The organism is Saccharobesus litoralis (assembly GCF_003063625.1).
GTDB classification, from domain to species: Bacteria; Pseudomonadota; Gammaproteobacteria; order Enterobacterales; family Alteromonadaceae; genus Saccharobesus; species Saccharobesus litoralis.
In genome coordinates, this window is the sequence record NZ_CP026604.1 from 1,496,154 (window position 1) to 1,517,358 (window position 21,205).

Below are 21,205 nucleotides of genomic sequence, written 5' to 3' on the forward strand. Positions count from 1 at the left end.
TTAGTACGGTTTCTATTTAATTTTGATTAGTACTCTAAGTAGAAAAGCGTGCGAGATTAAAGACCCGTTCTCCCGTTCCATTGCTGGGACGAATTTGTAGGGCAGAATTTATTTCGGCTAACACAAGGTTTGCCGATGTGAAATCGACCCTACAAGGTATTCAGGTAGGGCAGGATTTATTCCTGCAAATGCAGGATTTGATAGATACGCTGTGTTAATCGGTATAAAACCGACCCTACAATTTAGCATGTATTATTTTTTAAAACTCTTCCTTCAGCAAGCCAAGCATTTCTTCTACCGATAGTTTACTGACTTGATCATTACCGGCGAGCAATTGGTCGGCAAGATCGCGCTTATGTTGATGCAAGGCGACTATGCGTTCTTCAATGGTATTTTTGCTGATTAAACGATAGATGGTGACAGGTCGTTGCTGTCCCATACGATGTGCGCGATCAGAAGCTTGTTCTTCTACTGCTGGGTTCCACCAAGGATCCATATGAATAACGTAATCTGCCGCGGTTAAGTTTAATCCCGAACCACCGGCTTTTAGGCTGATTAAGAACACATCACCTTCACCATTTTGAAAGGCGTTAACCCGTTTGGCTCGCTCTTTTTGTGGGGTAGAGCCATCAAGGTATTGATAGCTGATCCCTGTTTGATCTAAATGCTGTTTAATTAACTGCAAGTGGCCAACAAATTGGCTAAAAATGAGCGCCTTATGTTTGTTTTGTTTTAGCTCCTGCACTAACTCATCTAGTGCGGCTAATTTAGCGCTGGGCAGATCACTTTCGGCCATCACGAGTTTAGGGTGGCAACAAGCTTGGCGTAGTTTGACTAATTCAGCGAGCATTTTAATACGTTGTTCGCCGGCATTGGCGGTGTCGCTGGCAGCCATAAGATTGTCGATAGCGTTTAAACGCAAAGCCTCGTAAAAGGCTTTTTCTTTGTCGCTTAGTTCAATCGCAATATTAATCTCGGTACGAGGCGGTAATTCCGTGAGTACCTGATTTTTCATGCGGCGTAAAATAAACGGCTGGATCAAGGTTTTTAAGCCTTGGCTGGCTTTGCGAGCGGCAATTTTGTCTTCTTTGACATTTTCGATAGGAAACGCAAAGCGTGCGCCAAATTGTTTTAAATTGCCTAATAACCCGGGGTTAACAAAACGGAATAAGCTCCATAGCTCGGTTAGGTTATTTTCAATCGGCGTGCCTGTGGTGATCATTCTAAAATCCGCTTTTAAAGCGCAGGCTGCTTGCGTTCGCTTAGCTAGCGGATTTTTTAATGCTTGCGCTTCGTCGGCGATAATAGTCTGCCATTTGATTTGCTTGAGTTTGTCGCTTTCACGTAGCAGTAAACCATAGCTAATAATGACTAAATCAAACGGGGCAAGGTTATCGAGCAATTGTTCACGCTGTTCACCTGTTGTTGCTTCGGCAAACATTTTTACATTTAAGGTTGGGGCAAATTTATGAGCTTCTTGTTGCCAATTGAAACAAACCGAAGTGGGCGCGATCACCAAAGTTGCCCCTTGGCTGGCGCGGGATAAAATAACGGCTAACGCTTGTAACGTTTTACCTAAACCCATGTCGTCAGCTAAACAGGCGCCAGCGCCCCAATGGGCGAGGCGCGATGCCCAATCAAAACCTTCTAGCTGATAATCGCGCAATTCCGCTTGTAAGGTACTTGGCACTTGCGGATTAATTTCATTCGCTTGGTGCATCTTTTGCGTTTGTTTTTCCCAGCTATGCAGGGGTTTTAATCGCATGCCTTGGGTGGCTTCTAAAATTTGGCCGCTGGCTAACTGATGGAAGCGACCTTCATCCGTGGCGTGATTGAGTTGCTCTAACTTGGCGCGTAAGTCGTCAGACAAGGCAATAATTTGTGATTCGTCGAGTTGAATAAAGCGGCCATTACTGCTGGCTACTAGTTTTAATAATTGACGAAAATCAATGACTTGCTCTTCACTTATTTGTAACTCACCACTGAGATCAAACCATTCGGTAGACTTACCTACTTTTAACTGTAAATGCTGGCTTTCAAGTGGTTTACTTAGGCTAAATTTTTTGCCTTTGGGCCATCTTAGCTTTAATGCGATGGGGTTGTTTTCTTGGGTGGCTATCTGTTCTAGTTGTTGCAATGCTTCTAACGCCTGCGGTAAATCCTCAAGTGCTAAGCTGTTGTCGTACATGGTTAAAAATGCGGGACAATACTGATCAAGTTGATCTAATAATTGCTCTTCGGCTTGCAGATCGCGCTGCGTGGCAATGCGCTGGCCGTTTAACTCTGTCGTCATATTAGCGTTGCCAATACCAGGCTTAAAGGCAGGCCCCTGTTCGCCAAACGGCATAACTAAGCAGGTAAATTCTAGCCCCGATTGATACGGCTGAATGTTGATGACTAAGTCGCTATCACAAGTAACCGACTCTAAACCTGTATCTAGCTCGCTAATATCTGATTGAATGTTAAGAAAAGGCGCAATAGCCGAAATACTGGCAAGAACTTTTTCTTTGGCACTGGACGGAACCAACAAGCCGCAGTCGCCAATAATATTGGCCACGCGCATATGCTCAGTACTAAATACAGTTAAATGCCAACGCTCTGGCGAGTCTTCACGCAAAGTAAAGTTCTCGTCGTTATTTAGCTCGGTATAGGTTTCGGGGAGATCGGCAATACTTAAGCAATATTGATCACCTTGCTGGCTAACGAGCAATTCAGGCTCTTTTTGTTGTAGTTCGATTGGTGCACTGAGATCGTCGGCTAAATATAAGTTTTCGTGGCCAATTGCGGCTTGTAATGCACTAAGGCCGCTTAAAGAATATTCAGTAGAGCTGTGATAGCCCCAACCTTGATAAGCCTCAATAGCACGACATAGCTTAAGGTCTTGCTCGGTTAAATAATCAAATTGCGAGGCATCTTGGTATAAACGTTTTAACGCGACGTTACGGCCTTTGCCCCAGCCTTTGCGCGTTGCCTTTTGTTCACGCGGTTTGATCCGATAGCCTTCAAAATCTTCATGTAATTCCCAAATCATGCGCATGGGTTTTGCGGCAACTGGCTCTGTTGGCGTTGCTGTGGCGGATTTACCTGGGTTTAAGGCCAATAATTTATCTAAAGCAATATCCCAGTCAGCTTGTGGTGAAATTTGTTCTGGCAAGTTAAGCACATTAGACGGTAGCGCATACACTTGTTGGTTATCTAACGTATTGATGAGTTGTTTAGCAAAGGTGGCGTATAGCTCAAACCCGAGTTGGTTAAACTGCGCTAAACTATTATCCAATTCCGCGCGTTCACTGGTTGACAATTCTTGGTTGACCCAATAGGCAAGTAAGGAGTTAGTGAGTAAAACCACGGATTCAGCCAATTTATACTGGGTAAGTCTATTATTGTAAGCCCCTTGACGGTCACTATATTTATTACCGTTAGATAAACAAATAATACCTCTCATTAAACTATGGTTAACGGCTGCCCAGCCTCGACTCATATTGCGGTAGTCATCTTCTTCATAATCAATTTGCTTGAGGACTTTTTCGTATAAACTGCCGTCTTGTTGGTTAGCTTGAATGACTAAACACAGCTTATAAAATAAACCCAAGGGGCCGGATAAGTACTGCTTTTTGCGCCGCGAAATTTTGTTTTTCGCTTTAAAGGCGAGTTCAAAGGTTTGCAACGCGTTGGCGAATTGGCCTTGTAAAAACTGCATGCTAGCCCGCAGTTGCAAACCCCAACAAGAGGGATCGTCATCAGTTAATAATTGCTGGCAAGCGTAAATATCGCCGCGTAATAATAGGGTTTCTGCCAATAAATGCTGCAATGCTTGGTTGCTTGGGTTGTGGTTAATAACCTGTCGCATTAGTTGGCAAATGTAATCGCATTCAACTCCAGCATCTTTTTTAGCAATTAGCCAAGTCGCAAAACTTTGATACTGAATGGAGTTGGGTAGCTTTAAAAATGTATCTAAATTGAAGGGAATAAAAAACAAGTGCACCAAAAGTTGGTTTTTGTCGACATTAATTATTTGAGGGTTTTTGTTGAACTCAAGCACTGATTCGAGCTGTTCAAGCGAACCTAAAAAGTACATGTCGCGAAATATACGCTGTTCATTAATTTGCTTGTTTTGCCACTCCAAGGTTGAAGCAACTGGCACAACTTTCTCACCGTAATGCAATATGCTTTTATAACTATCTTCTTCAATACTTATTTGAGTTAAACGATTGGCCAGCAGTAAATTAATACGCAATCCCATCTTGTCATTGGTTATGAACCCCAGTTGCACTAAGTGCTGTTTTTGCTCCTTGGATAGCGGCTTGATACTGGGCTGGGTATTAAAAATGCCTGCGCGCTGCAACTCCTTAAGTAATTCATTAAATTTGCCTGCCCCAACGGGTTTATAGATCACCGCTAATATTTTAATGATTGCTTGAATATCTTCACTCAAGGTTAAGTATTGTTGGAATAAATCTTCTATTTGCTGATGGAGTGATTGGTTAATTAACATGAGGAGCTTTTTGTTACTGTGGTCAACGCGCATAATTAGATGGAAACGCAAACTAGCATTGTCTATGGCAATGAACAAGTTACATTTATAAAAGTACCCAACATGCATAAAGAGGGTTGGCATTTTTGGCGTACGGATTGAGCTTTAAATAACCTTTAGTTATTTAAAGACAGCACTAGGTTTCAGTAAATGTTTTGTTATTTTGCTCAATCGTATGTGCACAAACATTAAGGTTAAAAAGGCTTAAAATCTCAAGGTAAGCAGCAACAAATGATTGAGTCGGCACCATAACCTCACTACAATCGCTGCCAAATAAATATTGTAGGAATTAGCAAAATGGAAAACTGGTCAGCAATTACTATCCTTTCTAGTGAAGTGGGTGAGTTACTAAAGCAAGATAATAAAACCGTGGCAACAGCAGAGTCTTGTACGGGCGGCGGTATTGCGATGGCACTAACAGAAATACCAGGTAGCTCAGCGTATTTTACTCAGTCTTGGGTAACGTATAGCAATGCAGCGAAAGTTAATTTGTTGAATATTCCTGAAACTATCTTGGAACAGCACGGTGCGGTTAGTGAATCTACCGTCAATGCCATGGCAATATCAGCATTAAGTCAAGCGGAAACAGATTATGCTATCGCCGTTAGCGGAGTTGCTGGCCCAGACGGTGGTACAGAAGCAAAGCCAGTGGGATTTGTTATGTTCGCATTTGCCCAAAAAGACAGTGACACCTTAGTTATAGAGAAAAACTTTGCAGGTGATCGCCAATCTGTACGTGGTCAAGCAATAGAATTTGCCCTGCAACAATTAAAAGAAATCGTATCCAGTAAAAAATAACTTGATACTGGATAATTAAACAGTATACTTACTGTTAATTAATACAGTATATAACAAAGCATATACTGATTAAAAACAGACAGAGAAATTAAGCGTTAGCTTTTTAATAGGTTCACAGCGGAGCGAATAATGAGCGATAACAAAAAACAAGCGTTAACGGCTGCCTTAAGCCAAATTGAACGTCAATTCGGTAAAGGTTCTATCATGCGCCTTGGTGATAACACCACTATGGATATCGAAAGTGTTTCAACGGGTTCACTGGGTTTAGATATTGCATTAGGTATAGGTGGTTTACCTTGTGGCCGTATTATCGAAATCTTCGGCCCTGAATCGTCAGGTAAAACAACCTTAACGCTAGAAACAATCGCTCAAGCACAAAAAATGGGTAAAACCTGTGCTTTCGTTGATGCTGAACATGCACTAGACCCTATTTACGCTCAAAAACTTGGGGTTAATGTTGACGAATTATTAGTTTCGCAACCCGATACCGGTGAGCAAGCACTAGAAATTGCTGACATGTTAGTTCGCTCTGGTGCGGTTGATGTGATTATCGTTGACTCCGTTGCCGCATTAACGCCTAAAGCTGAAATTGAAGGCGAAATGGGTGACTCTCACGTTGGTTTGCAAGCTCGCTTAATGTCACAAGCTTTACGTAAGCTAACGGCCAATATTAAAAAATCAAATACCCTGTGTATCTTCATTAACCAAATCCGTATGAAGATAGGTGTTATGTTTGGTAACCCTGAAACCACTACGGGCGGTAACGCACTTAAATTCTATGCATCAGTACGTTTAGATATCCGTCGTATTGGGGCAGTAAAAGATGGCGACGAAGTCACAGGTAACGAAACCCGAGTTAAAGTGGTTAAAAACAAAGTCGCTCCGCCATTTAAACAAGCCGAATTCCAAATTATGTATGGCGCTGGTGTTTGTAAAGAAGCTGAGTTATTAGATTTAGGTGTGAAAAACGGCTTTGTCGAAAAAGCAGGTGCTTGGTATAGCTACAATGGTGATCGCATCGGTCAAGGTAAAGCAAACTGTACTAAGTTTTTACAAGAGAATGTTGAAATTGCCAACGACATTGAAACTAAGCTACGTAACTTATTGTTAGTTAAAGCGGCACCAACAGAAGAAGACGAAGTCGAAACTGAAGCTTAAGTGAGAGCAAGGTTACTGCTACAGTCAGCTATAATTTAAAAAGCCCCGCTTAAAGCGGGGCTTTTTGGTTAACGGCCGAACGTTTATTTCATAGCAAAGTATCAAGCTCTCGTGGGCGAGCATTTATGCTTGCGGAGCCTGCAAACCTTTCTGACCGAAAGAGCAAGATTACCAAAAGAGTTATTACGAAGACTATTAGGAGGACAGGAATCAGAAAATCCTTATACCAGAACGCTCGGCACTTCCTACATCCCTGTAGGTGCAGATTTATCTGCATAACACCTAAGTATCCGCTAACAGAGATTAAACCACCGCCAGCCGAGGTTTGAATTTAGTGCGGGCTGTTGTTGATGTTTACGTCATTGTAAAGGTATGCCTGATTAAGATATTAGAGTTAATTTGTACAAGATTAAGGCCTAAGTTAATGACTTTTAAATATTTATTAATTTACATAATAGGACATTTGACTCTCGATAATTCTAAGACTCGTTTTCTACAATAAAAATTAGTGGTTGACTTTAATTTTAAATTTACTAAGTTGTTGAAATTTAGTTTTTATAGATGGATTTGTGGTTCGGAATGAACCATAGAAACTACGAATCCTGACCAATAAGTTGTTAGCTTTCAATTTGGATGTCACATATGGAAATCATTCTCGGTGTTATATTCGTTTTTTTCTTATTTTACATAGCCTTATTAGGACGTGAGAATAAACAGCTAACTAAAGAGCAAAGTGAATGGGAAGCTATTCCTACATTAGAGGAATATTTACGTAAATATCCATCGTGTAAAACGAATTTCGGTATCAGATGTAATTATTGTAACTCTAATAGATTTAGAGCTTGGGGACGAAGCTCTAAGCATGATCCTCAAAGAGTTATGATATGTTTTCATTGTAACAACGCTGCTTATAAACTTGAAAGCTAACAAACGCATCAATGCAAGGATTTTAAAAATTGGCTTCATTAGCAACACTGACTATTATAGCCAAGTCTTTTTATGCCCGTTATGCGGAGCGTCAAGTACCAAGAGCAATGTGGGAACTGGTTAACATTCAAGGAATGTAGAGTTTATGAAAATTTCAGAATCTAGTGTTCATTTCATTTACAACGCAGCAAAGAACGTATATGACTCAAAGAGAACTTTGGTGTCAGCAGCTAAAGAAGCGTCTGACAAGGGGTTAATGTCTGATGGCTCTGCGAGGATCTACATAAATATTTTTAGAAGCTTAATGAAAGGTGTTGGGCACACCAGAGCAATGAATGAGTATTCTACGATATATTTTCTTGAGTCAATTTATAAAGATTATGGTTTATACCAATTTGAGCTTGCATTGCAGGCTACAGCGCATCATGTCAATTACTATAACTCTCTAGGAAAAGGGCGTAGAACTTCGATTGAAAAAGTTATTGCAGATATGAAAACCAAGCATAATGTTCAATCAAACGCTTATTCAGTGTACCCTGACGAAGTTGAGTTCATAGAAGGTAAAGTAATACAAACTTACATAAACAAATATGAGCGAAGCGCGAGCGCGAGGCAAAAAGCAATAGTTGTACATGGTGTTAACTGTATTGTATGTGATTTTAATTTTGAAGAAATGTATGGTTCTTTAGGTACTGGCTTTATTCATATCCATCACCTAATTGACTTATCGGAAATTGGTTCTGAGTACAGTTTGAACGTAGAAACCGATCTCGTACCAGTATGTCCAAACTGTCATGCAATGTTACACAAAACTAAACCGGCAATGAAACCTGAAAAGTTGAAAGAGCACTTAACAAAGAGAAATAACAGGACAGCCATCATATAATTATTTCTATTTTGGGGCATAGGACTGCAACATGGTCGTGTCGCGATTCGTTGTACTCATGGCGACCTACGGCTTATTTTAACTAAGTTTGTGTTTAATACTTACGGAAAAAATAGACATCCACGATTTAATAAACTCCCTTAACTGATAAACTCTAAAAATGAATTAGCACCTAGCTTTCGTTTTTCGTTAAGTCTCTTTTCAGTCAATTAGATCCACGCTGAAAAATTCAGTTCTTGATTTAGCTATGTTATTTTAGCGACTTATTATTGGCGGCCATTTTGTTTGTTAAATGGTAAATAATTTGCCAAAAAAGGACGCTATTCTTGTTTAATATTTACCTTTCCAATCGCCTTGAAAACTTAAGCCTAATGTTAGGCAAAGTATTACAACACACCTCTGACTCAACTTTCGAAAAACAGCATATTTTAGTGCAGCATAAAGGTATGCAGCATTGGTTGTTAATGCAGTTGGCTGAGCAAAATGGCATTGCCATGAATATTGCGTTTGAACCGCCCGTTGGCGCGATATGGTCAATATTACGCGAGCTTGACCCCAGCTTAACTAAAGATTCCCCTTATAAAGCCAACATACTTAGTTGGCGTATTTATGATTTATTAAGTTCAAAGCAAGTTGTAGCGGATAGTGCTTTTCAGCAAGCGAATGACTACTGGCAAAACGAGCCTATTAACAAGTTGCAAGGACAAAAGCGTTTTCAGTTGGCCAAGGTATTAGCTGATTTATACGAGCAATATCAAATTTATCGTCCTGACTGGATCTTAGCTTGGAGCCAAGGCGAATTTGCGGTGACCGGAAACAGCGAATGGCAAGCCAAATTATGGTATTACCTTATTCAACAAGAGCCGCGTCATCCGGTTGCTGAAATGCAGCGTTTGATCAACGTGATCAAGCAAAAAACTGAATTTAGACCCAAACAACGAGTATTGTTTGGCTTTAATAGCTTACCGCCATTATGGCTAGATTTTTTTGTCACCTTGGCTGAAAAGCAAGAAATGCATTTATTTTTGCTCAGCCCTTGTAACGAATTTTGGCAAGATATTCAAAGTGAAAAACGCATTGCGCGGCAACGGGTTAAACATCTGGATCTTGCCGATGGTATCGACAAACACTTTTATGAGCTGGGCAACCCGTTATTAGCGGCATTAGGTCAACAAGGACAGGCGTTTTTACGCTTACTGTATGATAGACCTCAGTATGAACTCGCGGCATTTGAGCTGACAGAAGCGTCACATTTGTTAAGCCAAGTGCAAAATCATGTTTTACAAATGCAAGAGCCGCAAGCTGGACTGGTGACGGATGTCAACGACCAATCTATCAATGTGGTGTCTTGTCACAGTGCGTTGCGCGAAGTACAGCATTTACACGATTGGTTGTTACAACAAATGGAGCTTGATCCGAGTCTCACGCCAAAAGACGTATTGGTTATGTGCCCGTCAGTGGAGGATTATGCGCCTTACATTGAAGCTGTATTTACCCGCGCCCGTTTTGCTTTGAGTGATAGCCTGCGTATCCCTTGTTCTATCGCTGATCGTAGCTTTTCATCTAACATGACTTTTGTGCAGTTGTTTACCCAAACGTTGCAATTGCCAGACAGCCGTTTTGCGGTTAGCCAAGTGATAGAAATGACCCGTTCGCCATTAGTGCAAGCCAAGTTTGATTGGCAAGAGGCGGATATTGAAACCTTGCTGCCTTGGTTAAAAAATGCGGCGATCCACTGGGGGTTAGACGGTCAACAAAAAGGGATGTTTGCCTTACCTGAAAGCCAGCAGTTCACTTGGTTAGCAGGCTTAGAAAAACTCTTGTTAGGTTTTGCCTATAGCGATGCGACTCATGTATTTGGCGACACAGTCGCTTTGCCAGATGTTGAAGGCGATTTAGGTGTTCTGCTAGGCAAGTTGATGTGGTTTATTGATGTGTTGCGCAACCATATGCAACAACTGTCGCAGCCGCGCGATGCTAAAACTTGGTCGGAGTATTTATTGTCCTTGTTAGACGACCTGTTTGTTGATGAACAACAGGGGTACGAATATCGCGTTGTGCAAAATGCCATTGTTGATTTAGTTAAATGGACGCAAGATGCAGGCTTTGCTGGTGAGTTTGATTTAGGTGTAGTGCAAGCCTATTTTGACATTAGCTTTAACCAGCCTATGCAAAGTCAGCACTTTATGACAGGCCAAGTGACCTTTTGCTCGTTGATCCCCATGCGTAGTATTCCGTTTAAAGTTATCGCCTTGCTAGGCATGAACGACGGTGATTTTCCGCGGCAAAAGTCGGTTAACAGTTTAGATTTATTAGCGCAAGACCAACCTAGGTTAGGTGATCGCTCACGCCGTGGTGACGACAGATACTTGTTTTTAGAATGCTTATTATCAGCCCGCGATAAACTTTATATTAGCTATCAAGGTCGGCAAATCAAAGACAACAGCGAACGTCAGCCTTCCAATGTGGTGATTGAGTTAATTGATTATTTAGAAAAATATCATGCGTGGTCGCCATCACGAATTCAGCAAACACCATTACACCCATTTAGTGCCAGTAATTATGTTAGTAGCTATGTCAGTAGCCATGTCAGTACCCGAGCTCAACAAGCGGCTGATACTAATATTGATATAGCGAGTGACGGCGAGCCGGCGGCTAATTTAGTTGATAAATCAGTCGATAAACCCGTTGGCAAATCACTGCAAAGCTATGAATCGGGTTGGTTAAATTTACTTAAACTGCCTCAGCAAGAGCATGATCAACTTTCAGCAAGCAATATTACCTTGCCAACCGTCAGCGAACCTTGTTTGTATGTTGATCTGGAAGATTTAATTCGTTTTTATGCTGAGCCGAGTCGTTATTTTGCCAACAAGGTGTTAAACCTGTACTTGGCAAACGGCAGTCAAGAACTGCAAGACAGCGAGCCATTTGCCGTTGATTACTTACAACGTTATCAAGTACAAAATGATTTAGTGGCGTTCAATATCAATACGGCGCAAGGCCAAGTTCAACAGGGATATGCCGACGAGTATATACAAATTGTTAAACAAGCTGGCCACTTGCCCGACAATGCGTTAGCGCAACAAGCGGTGAACGATTGGCAAGCCGTCGCTACTGACTTTGCGCAAAGTGTATTGGCGCAGGAGTCATGCGTAACGCAATTGACGGATCTGCAGTTATCCCTCACTAGCCAACAGCAAACTGAGTTTGTGTTAAGCGCGGGTTTACCTTTAGTAAGCGGTGCGCTGCTTAATTTTGAAAACACCCCAGACAGCGGTATAACCGCCGATAGTCGCCAAGTGTTCTGGCGTTTAGCCGATGCCAAAGGTAAAGATAAATTACGCCTGTGGCTGAGCCACTTAATGGCTAACAGCCAACAAAATGTCAGTACCTTAGGCTATTATCGCAGCAGTAAAGATATCGCGACCCGTATTGAATTTGCGCCATTGGATAACGAGGTTGCGCTAGATCAATTGAGCCGATTAATTAATGGCTTTGAGTTAGGCTTAAGCCAGCCTTTGTTAGTGGATGTAGCCATTGCCGAACAGTATTTTACTAAAGATCGCAAAGGTCAGCTTAAAGTCATGACGCAAGAAGCTTGGCAAGCATTGTGGCAAGGCAATCAATTTGTCTCTGGTTTATATGACAGTCCTTATCGTCAACACTTTTGGCCGCAGATCCCAGCGTGGACAGATGAACTGGTTTGGCAGATAGCTGAGCTTTATCAAGACATGTTTGCCTTAATGCAAATTCAACAGGAGGCTTGCTAATGACCTCATCACCCTTAGCTTACTTGCAAGTCGAAAGCCTACCGCTTAGCGGCCGTCATTTAATTGAAGCCAGTGCTGGTACAGGTAAAACCTATAATATTACCCGCTTATATTTGCGCTTGCTGCTTGAAAAGCAGTTAACGGTAGAAGAGATCCTCGTGGTGACTTTTACCCAAGCGGCAACAGAAGAATTAAAAGGGCGTATTGGTAAAGAATTACGCGCTGCGTTAAGTCATTGGCAAAAACCTGTATCTGAGCTAGAACCTGTATTTGCTAAACTGGTGCAAACCGTGCCAGAGCAGGAAGCCAAAGCGCGCATTGAGTTAGCCTTGTTGCATTTGGATGAGGCGGCTATTTATACCATTCATGGCTTTTGTTCAAAAGCATTAGCGGAATATAACCTGTTGGCAGGTTTGTCTTTTGATATGCAATTGGCAACAGATACCCGCAAAATGCTGATCCAAGTCATTGAAGATCAGTACCGGCGTATTAACCTTGAGCCGCAAACCTTGCAACTTTTACTAGAAATGGCACCAGATGCTCAGCGCTTTTTAGCCAAGTTTCAGCGCTTAATATCTGACAATTCGCCAATAGAAAATAATAGCCCAACAACGGTTATTGACGATGCGATAGCCAGACAACAAACCACTTATCAAACCTTGTTGGACAACCAAGCCCTGATTGAACAAGAGTTGGTGAATGGGGTAAAAGATCAAGACAAGCATCAAGCCGCATGGCGTGAACTACTGGCCTATTTTGCCAATAGTACGAATTTAACCGAGTTAAAAACCTCGTTAGATAGACAATCTGTAGCCAGCTTACCGCCTTTGTCTAAAGCGATAAAAGACTTTATGCATGGTCGGCGTTTTACCCGCAAAGCTGACGATATAAAACAAAATTTAAAAGCCTGTTTTGATTTAGTAAAAGAATTTGAAGCTAAGGTAATTAAACGCCTTGGTGATGATATTTGCACCGCACAAAAGAACCAACTTGCCGCCCGCCTTATTTTAGCCATCCGCCAGCAAATGGCAGACAATAAACGGCAGCAAGGGGTGATGGATTTTAACGATTTGATTTTGCACTTGGCGCACAGTTTGGCTTTGCAGCCGGAACCGAACTCGCTGCCAAAAACACAGCAAAACCCACAGCAAAGCTCACAGCGTGTGCAAGATGCGGACAATACATTTGCTCAATTACTAAATCGTCAGTACCCCGCCATTTTAGTTGACGAGTTTCAAGATACGGATCCTGAACAGTATCAAATATTTAATGCGATCCAAGTGGCAAACGAGAGTCATTTACTCTTGATGATAGGTGATCCTAAGCAGGCGATCTATAAGTTCCGCGGTGGTGATATTTTTACTTACTTGGCCGCCCGCGAACAGGCCAACTACCAGTGGTTTATGGATACCAACTATCGCTCGGCACAATCTATGGTTACGGCGTATAACCGAGTGTTTTATGGTCAAACCTTGCCCCACAATTACCAACAAGACAACGGCCAACAAGACAACGGGCAAAAAAACAATGCGCAAAAAGAAAATGAGCAACAAGACAATATCAGCGGCACAGACAAGGTGTTTGGTTACGACATTCAATACACGCCAGTTAAAGCCCATCATCAAGATTTATTTATACAATGTCCACAAACTAATGGGTTAGATTCAAGTATAGAATCGCCGACTCAGCCAAGTAGCAACGCCGCTTTACACCTTGTTTGCTTTGATGACGGCCAGCAAAAAACAGAAACTAAAAACCAATCTTACCGGCAAGTGATGGCGCAGTGGTTTGCTAATGAGATCGCTAACTTGCTAGGCCGACAAGAGAGTCCCGCCGCGCAAATGATCGAAGGTCAGCATACTCAGGTTGTGCGCGAACAAGATATCGCCATTCTAGTGCGTGATTTCGGTGAAGCACAGGACATGCAACAAGCCTTGCGCGAAAAAGGTTTAAGTGCCGTGTACCTAAGTAACCGAGAGAATATTTACCAAACTGCAGAAGCTGGATTTTGGTTGCGTTGTATACAAGGAATATTGCATTTGGAGCGCGACAGTGAATTTGTCGCCGCGTTGGCGACGCCACTATTAGGCGTATCTGATCAAATGTTATACACCTTACAGCATGATGAAACCTTGTGGGAAAGCTGGCGAGAGCGCTTAGTCGAGCTACGTCGTCTTTGGTTAAATCGTAGCTTTATCGCTATGGCGTTTAAAATACTGCATGAATACTGCCAAATAGGCCAAAGTGCTGGTGCAAAGAGCCGCGACAGACAAATAACCAATCTAATGCACTTAGTTGAGTTGATCCAAGCGCAAAGTCAGCAAACGGCTAACCCACAGCAATTGGTTGATTGGTTGCAACGCCAAGTGACGGATCCTGATTTAAATAGCGAAGCTGAACTTAGGTTGGAAAGCGAAGACAATTTGATACGTATTGTTACCTTACATGGCAGTAAAGGCTTGGAGTACCCGATTGTTTTTGTGCCCTTTGCTACGCGAGCCAAGGCGCAAGTCAATATGGCTTATTATCAATATTTTCAAAGTCAGGCGCAGCGTTCAGTTTTTTATTTGGGTAACGATGGCAATATTATTCAACAAGCGCAGCAAGAACAAAATGCCGAAGATGTTCGCTTGCTATACGTGGCACTCACTCGACCTGTATTTCGTTGTTACATTGGGGTGTGCCAATTTAATGGCTATGATTCATCGCCATTAGGTTTAACCTTAGGCTTAAACAAACAAGATGATCTTTTTGCTGCCGTTGCGCAGTTAGCTAACAGTTGCGATGCCATTTGTACGACATCGGTTAACAGCGATGAGTTACTTGAGTTGTCATCCTCTAGCGAGGTTAAGCAACAAGAGAGTCAGCCTGTTGTGTTACAAGCGGCAACCTTTACAGGCCAAATTGAAAAAGATTGGATGCTGCATTCCTTTTCGGCATTAACCAAAAATGCTCATCATCAGCATGTTGACGAGACTAGCTCGGTTATTGATGTTAAGCCTGAAGACGAGCACATTATTCCGGCTGATTTACCCGCTCCAGAGCCTGAAGCACCGACTGATATTAAAACCTGTTTTAGTTTTATTAAAGGGGCGAATGCCGGACTCTTGTTGCATGAAATTCTAGAGCTAATGGATTTTTCCCAACCTGATTTTACGGCGGCTTGGCAATTACTGGAAGCCACCTTAGCCGAAGCGGATAGACCCGATCAAGCCGGTTTTATCGCTTGGTTACAAGATATATTAGCCACCCCGCTAAGCAGTGTAGTGCAACAAACTGAATTGTTAAGTGACGAGGTGTTTTGTTTGGCGGATTTATCAGCAACGCAAATCCTGCGCGAAGTGGCCTTTTATTTTCCAATGCACAAACTGAATAGCCAACAATTGCTGGCCGTGTTGGCGCATCACAGAGGCAAGCCGGTCGATTTGCAGCTGTTTAATCAACAACTGCAAGGCATGATGAACGGGATAATAGATTTAGTCATCGAGTGGCAGGGTAAATACTATGTGGCAGATTATAAGTCTAATCATTTGGGGGGCTCTTACGCCGATTATCATTACGCTGCCATGTTACAAAGTGTGGAGTCTAGCTATTACGACTTACAGTATTTGATTTATAGTTTGGCGCTTCATCGATATTTGCGGCAACGCCTAGACGATTACGATCCTGAACAGCATTTTGGTGGCGCGATTTATTTATATTTACGCGGCTTAGCGGCACCGCAAAAAGCACAATATTGCCCTAGTGATTTTACCGGTGTCTACGGCACTCGGATCAGTGTCCAAATGTTGGACTGGTTAGATGCAACCTTTAATGGTGAAGAAATACCCGAGCTACAGCACAACCCAGCAGATCAGAATGTTGCAGAGATCCGGCAAGGAGATCAAATCTAATGGAAAATCTTGATTTATTTGACGACTTACCGGCAAGCCCGCGTTCGCCGCAAAAAGAACTGAAAGCAGCACAGCAAAATCAGCAACAATCATCAGCGGCAAGTTGTTTAGTGGCACAAAGTTATCGTCATTTTGGCCAAGCACAAGCGATGTTGGAAGCGATTCAGCCAATTGATTATTATTTGGCAGACAAGGTGGTGTTTTGTCAACGCCAGCAAGTGCCACTTAACAACATAAGCCCGGCCGAGTTTGATTTATTGTTTCATACCGTGGTGTTGTTGTCTGAGCAGTTACGTTGTGGTCACACTTGTATTTATTTAAGTGATTACGCACAAACAACGTGTTGGCAAAGTGCCAGTTGGCAGAAAAATAATCAGGATGAGTTAGCAGCAAAGCCGGGTTATACGTTTCCCACTATGGCGATTTGGCAACAGGTTTTGCAACGCCTACAGTTAGATTTACCGGCTTTGTCTACAGAGCAGGAGTCATTAGAAGCGGATAGCCACGGATCACAAGAGAGAGCGCAAGAGAAATCACAAGAGAGATCGCCAGATAAATCGCAAATTAGTTCGCCAGTTAATTCGCAGAGCTCAGAGGCAGTAAAACCACAAAATGGCCAATTGATTGTGCTTGAACAGCAGCGGGTTTATTTACGCCGTTATTGGCAATTTGAAGTTGAACTAGCTCAAGCTTTGCAACAAAAACGCCAGTTAAGCTTTGCGATTGATCTCGCTAAAGCTCAGGCTATTTTACAGGCGCTTTTTCCTCAATCAACACAAGTTATTGATTGGCAACAAGTCGCGGTAGCCAATGCGTTAAACAAAGGGGTGGCTGTGATCTGTGGTGGCCCAGGTACAGGTAAAACCACGACGGTTGTCCGTTTGTTAGCGGCGCTAATTAGCTTACAAACGGCAGATTTAAAAATTGCCATGGCTGCGCCTACTGGTAAAGCGGCACAACGCTTATCTGAATCTATCATTAATGCCAAAGGTAAATTAAGCCAAGTTGATCCGGCAATTGTCAGTCAAATTCCTGAACAAGCCCAAACCTTGCACCGCTTATTGGGGATCCGCCAGCAGCCGCATCTAGTTAAGTACGACCAACAGCGGCAGTTAGACTGTGATCTCGTGTTGCTTGATGAAGCCTCTATGGTCGATTTACCACTAATGGTTAGGCTTTTTCGGGCTTTGCCAACACATTGTCGCGTGATTATGTTAGGCGATGCGGATCAACTTCCTTCGGTTGCCGCAGGCTCGGTATTAGCGGATATCGCCCCGCTACCGCATCAAGGCTATAGTCAAGCTAATGCCAGCTATATTGCGCAACTCACCGGCTCGTCAGTCAGCGGCGTAGCCAATGCATGTGACTATTTAAGCCAATTAAAATTCAGTCATCGTTTTAAAGGTGATGAAGGCGTCGGCCTGCTAGCCAAAGCCGTGATAAATGGCAATGTAAAAGACGCGTGTGCTTTATTAGCCAGCCAACGGCAAGATATTTACAGCAGCCAAACTTTGGATGATCAGCAATTAGCCCATCTTGTACGGACCTATTTAAAACCTGTGTTTAATGCTGACAACGTGCAAACTGCATTTAATGCTTTGAGTCAATTTCGACTATTGGCTGCCGTGCGCCAAGGGGAGCAAGGCGTTGAACAGCTTAATCATAAAGTGGAAAGTCAGCTAAGGCGTCAAGGCTTAATTAAGCGTTTAGCTGGTTACGCAGATAATTTATATGCCGGTAAGCCGGTGATGATCACCGAGAACAGCTATGGTTTAAATTTGTTTAACGGTGACATTGGCCTATTGTGGCTAAATCAAGGCAAATTAATGGTGGCGTTTGAACAAGCCGATGGCATTCGCTGGTTAAGTTTAGCGCGCTTACCTGCCTACGAAACCGTATACGCCATGACCATTCATAAAACTCAAGGCTCAGAGTTCACCCATGTTGCGTTAGTATTGCCAGATAAGGACTCAAAAGTGTTGTCGCGCGAGCTGCTTTACACAGGTATCACCCGCGCCAAACAAACCGTGCAAATCTATGCCAATGATCAGGTATGGCACAATAGTGTTACTCGCAAAGTAGAACGCAGCTCGGGGTTAAGAGATAGGTTGTGTTTAACTGAAAATATGGAATAAACCACCACCGAGGTTTGACTATACTTTCAAATTTACCGTATTAGCTGGGTGGTAAATAATGAAAGTGCTCGCTTTGACTAATTGATACTGTAACGCTTCTGGTTATTCTGGTGGGGTTATTTGTTGTGCGTTGTTATCCGTTTTGGGGTGTAATACTTGGCGGTTCTTTAATCAGTCAGGCTGCTGCTAGTGAGTACACTTGGCTTGAGCGTGACGGGGTTATTGCCTTAATGCAAGGTAAGCGCACCGTTTGGGCATTAAATTATGGTGCTCAAGTTGCTAAGCCGTATTTTCATCCGCTGAGCTTACAAGATGGCTCTGTCATAACGCGGTACGAGCCGCACTCGCCTGAGCACCCTTGGCATAAAGGTTTGTGGTTTAGTTTTAAATATATTAACGGCGTGAATTACTGGGAAGAAAATAAGCAAACAGGCAAATCAGACGGGTTAACTCAAGTTACCTCTCATCATTTTTTTAAGCATCCGGATAACAGTGCTACTTTAATTTTACATTTGCAATATCGACCTCACCATGACGCAGCAGATGCGCTTATTTTTGAACAAAGAACCTTATTTATCTCGGCACAAGATGCGTCAGGGCGGATGAATATTGATTGGCTGTCTCACTTTACCGCCTTAGCCGATGTCACCTTGGATCGCACTCCATTGCCTAGTGAACATAATGGCAAAGTTTGGGGCAAAGCTTGGGGTGGTTACGCTGGTTTATCAATGCGCTTTGCGCCAAAGCTTAAACAAAACAAAGCGGATAATTGGCAATTTTCTGCGCCAATACAAAGCCAATTACTGACTCAAGCTAAGCTAGAGGGGACGCAACTGCACGCAACTCAAAACCAATGGATGTATTATGGCGGTGCTAAAGGTGGCTTGGCGATTTTTGATCATGTTCGTAATTCTTCACAGACGGCAAGCTGGTATGTGGCTCCGAACATGTCTTATTTTAGTCCTGCTTTTTTGTTTAAACGACCGTTGTCCTATGCAGCGGGCCAAACTTGGCAGTTGAGTTACCGAGTCAGTATTTATAGCCAGCCTAGAACACCTGAGCAACTGGCGATGGATGATCGCCAATATCGTTTATTAATCGCTGACTAGAAATGAGAGCCCGTCCAGTAAGTGAGTTTGCATGAGTGGCTCAAAATAGCTGCTACCACTATGGCCAAGTGCAGTATAAAAGGACTTGCCGCCGTCATAATGCTGATACCAAGCAATAGGATGATAATTACCGTGCTTGCCGCCTTGGTAAGATGTTTCATCCAACAATAAAATATCGGTACGATCTGGGTTTAGGTTGGTAAAGTTATACCATTCGTCTGTTAATTGAAACGTCGCGGGTAAGTGATTAAACGCCAAGCCATTAGGTTGCAGATTGATCAGTTTTGCGGCTTGTATTTTGGGGTGGCTGGCAAACGTCCCCCCCACTAATTTAACAAACCATGGCCAATCTAATTCACACCAAGAACTACCGTGGATCCCCATAAAGCCGCCACCTTGCTGAATATACTGTTTAAACGCCTGACGTTGTTGTTGGTTGAGTAACACGCCTGTGGTACTGATAAAGACAACCGCGTCATAGGTATTTAAATTCTGTGGGTTGAAGTCACTGGCTTGTTGGGTTGTGTCGACAACAAAAGCATGCTTAGCTGCCATTTGTTTAAATGCTTGCACCGCGCTGTTTATGGATTTGTGGCGCACTTTGCTTGTTTTCGTAAACAGTAATACACGTTTACCTTGAATAACATCGGCCCGTGTTACATGCTGGTGGTGACTAGAACTAGCTGATGTTTCAGTAAATTGTGTCATGCTGCAGGCGTTTATAAGGCAAGTTACGCCGAGTAACACAGTAAGCTTAATAAGTTTTTTAACCATATCGTTAGTTGTATACCAATAAAATGACCCTAGCTTGGTATGTTTATACCTTACATCTTGAGTGAATTGCATTTAGTATATGCCGATGTGTTTTTAACGGTAAATATTGAACATGTCGAGCGCGTCACAAACGGCTACCTTTTATAGTCAAGGACAACAATACCATGCTGATACTTGTCAGCCTTTAGATGTTGCCGCCCTTAAAAAGCAAATTAGTTTAAAAGCATACTCTCGTGGTAATTATCCAGGACAGAAATTGCCGAATGAATTTTTAACTGAATTATTGTCAGTTGGGGTTTGGGACAGTCGACGCGCGCAAACATGGGGGCTGGCTCGGCACAGAAACGAAGGGATCGAAATTACCTATCTTGCCAAAGGTCATTTAGCGTTTGGGGTTGATGGTGCAAAGTACCAACTTAAAAAAGGCGATTTAACACTGACTCGCCCATGGCAACCCCATTATGTGGGAGAGCCGGTTGTCGGTTATTCAAAACTGTTTTGGCTAATTATCGATGTTAAAGTTCGTCGGCCGGATGATACTTGGCAATGGCCCAGTTGGATTGCCCTAGCGCCCAATGATTTAGCTGATCTGACTAATCGTTTACAACACACAGAAACACACGTTTGGTTATCTGACGAGCCTGTAAGGCAAGCGTTAGAAAATTTAATGAAGATCATTGATGTTCCGCCTGCGCAGCTATGCTTATCGCAATTAGCACTGGCTATCAATTTTTTATTGTTGGCGTTGTTAACTTTGCTGAAAAACAATGCTTATCCGCTTAATCGCCAGTTATCGAGCAAAACGCACACAGTTGAACGTTTTCTGAATGCCTTACCTGAAATTTGCAGTCAGGACTGGCAGCTTGACAATATGGCGGCTGAATGTGGTTTGAAACGCAGTCAATTTAGTGAATATTGCTATGAGATAAAAGGCTTATCGCCAATGGAATATTTAAAACATTGCCGAGTTAATTTAGCAAAGCAGTTATTGTTGCAAACCGCTTTGTCTATTACTGATATTGCCATGCAGGTTGGCTTTGGTAGTAGTCAGTATTTTGCAACTGTTTTTAAAAATACATGCCATTTAACGCCAAAACAATTTAGGCAACAACAGGCCTCGTCATAGGCTAGTCTTGTTTAAAATTTACCGCCTATTTTTGTTGGTAAATAGCAGAAGCAGATATGAAAAAGATCATTTACATTAAGCTTGAAGATAGTCTC

The 21,205-nt window shown here is 42.5% G+C and carries 10 protein-coding genes; 8 read left to right on the forward strand and 2 right to left on the reverse strand.

Annotated elements, in window-relative coordinates:
* Window positions 1-259: 259 nt before the first annotated feature.
* The gene (locus C2869_RS05225; protein ID WP_199915630.1) at window positions 260-4,495 is read right to left on the reverse strand and encodes a DEAD/DEAH box helicase; all 4,236 of its coding nucleotides are present in this window, start codon (window positions 4,493-4,495) and stop codon (window positions 260-262) included.
* A gap of 336 nt (window positions 4,496-4,831) precedes the next feature.
* Here C2869_RS05225 and C2869_RS05230 point away from each other — a divergent pair, with 336 nt between their 5' ends.
* From C2869_RS05230 to C2869_RS05265, 7 genes are all read left to right on the forward strand, one after another.
* Complete coding sequence (locus tag C2869_RS05230; protein WP_108601952.1) at window positions 4,832-5,332, forward strand: CinA family protein; 501 nt, start codon at window positions 4,832-4,834, stop codon at window positions 5,330-5,332.
* 129 nt (window positions 5,333-5,461) lie between these two features.
* A complete protein-coding gene (recA, locus tag C2869_RS05235; protein WP_108601953.1) occupies window positions 5,462-6,490 on the forward strand; it encodes a recombinase RecA in 1,029 nt (342 codons plus the stop codon).
* Between the two features lie 1,072 nt (window positions 6,491-7,562).
* Complete coding sequence (locus C2869_RS05245; protein WP_108601955.1) at window positions 7,563-8,303, forward strand: HNH endonuclease; 741 nt, start codon at window positions 7,563-7,565, stop codon at window positions 8,301-8,303.
* Window positions 8,304-8,629: 326 nt separating this feature from the next.
* The gene (recC, locus tag C2869_RS05250) at window positions 8,630-12,073 is read left to right on the forward strand and encodes an exodeoxyribonuclease V subunit gamma (RefSeq protein ID WP_159084046.1); all 3,444 of its coding nucleotides are present in this window, start codon (window positions 8,630-8,632) and stop codon (window positions 12,071-12,073) included.
* Window positions 12,073-15,966 carry a UvrD-helicase domain-containing protein gene (locus tag C2869_RS05255; RefSeq protein ID WP_108601957.1) on the forward strand — a complete coding sequence of 1,298 codons (3,894 nt, stop codon included), beginning with the start codon at window positions 12,073-12,075 and terminating at the stop codon, window positions 15,964-15,966. Before recC ends, C2869_RS05255 begins: the two co-directional genes overlap by 1 nt.
* Window positions 15,966-18,101 carry an exodeoxyribonuclease V subunit alpha gene (gene recD / locus C2869_RS05260; protein WP_108601958.1) on the forward strand — a complete coding sequence of 712 codons (2,136 nt, stop codon included), beginning with the start codon at window positions 15,966-15,968 and terminating at the stop codon, window positions 18,099-18,101. The genes C2869_RS05255 and recD overlap by 1 nt, the downstream gene beginning before the upstream one ends.
* Before the next feature lie 110 nt (window positions 18,102-18,211).
* Window positions 18,212-19,210 carry a DUF6807 family protein gene (locus tag C2869_RS05265; protein WP_108601959.1) on the forward strand — a complete coding sequence of 333 codons (999 nt, stop codon included), beginning with the start codon at window positions 18,212-18,214 and terminating at the stop codon, window positions 19,208-19,210.
* Here the strand turns inward: C2869_RS05265 and C2869_RS05270 are convergent.
* Complete coding sequence (locus C2869_RS05270; RefSeq protein WP_108604968.1) at window positions 19,196-19,918, reverse strand: ThuA domain-containing protein; 723 nt, start codon at window positions 19,916-19,918, stop codon at window positions 19,196-19,198. The genes C2869_RS05265 and C2869_RS05270 overlap by 15 nt on opposite strands.
* 178 nt (window positions 19,919-20,096) lie before the next feature.
* Between C2869_RS05270 and C2869_RS05275 the strand changes: the two genes are divergently transcribed.
* Window positions 20,097-21,110 (forward strand): AraC family transcriptional regulator, encoded by a 1,014-nt coding sequence (locus C2869_RS05275; protein WP_108601960.1) that lies wholly within the window; start codon window positions 20,097-20,099, stop codon window positions 21,108-21,110.
* Window positions 21,111-21,205: the final 95 nt, after the last annotated feature.

Coding starts and splice junctions, on each gene's coding strand:
- C2869_RS05225 (WP_199915630.1), bottom strand. CDS start 4,495: ATGTTAATTAACCAATCACTCCATCAGCAAATAGAAGATTTATTCCAA.
- C2869_RS05230 (WP_108601952.1), top strand. CDS start 4,832: ATGGAAAACTGGTCAGCAATTACTATCCTTTCTAGTGAAGTGGGTGAG.
- recA (WP_108601953.1), top strand. CDS start 5,462: ATGAGCGATAACAAAAAACAAGCGTTAACGGCTGCCTTAAGCCAAATT.
- C2869_RS05245 (WP_108601955.1), top strand. CDS start 7,563: ATGAAAATTTCAGAATCTAGTGTTCATTTCATTTACAACGCAGCAAAG.
- C2869_RS05255 (WP_108601957.1), top strand. CDS start 12,073: ATGACCTCATCACCCTTAGCTTACTTGCAAGTCGAAAGCCTACCGCTT.
- recD (WP_108601958.1), top strand. CDS start 15,966: ATGGAAAATCTTGATTTATTTGACGACTTACCGGCAAGCCCGCGTTCG.
- C2869_RS05270 (WP_108604968.1), bottom strand. CDS start 19,918: ATGACACAATTTACTGAAACATCAGCTAGTTCTAGTCACCACCAGCAT.
- C2869_RS05275 (WP_108601960.1), top strand. CDS start 20,097: ATGTCGAGCGCGTCACAAACGGCTACCTTTTATAGTCAAGGACAACAA.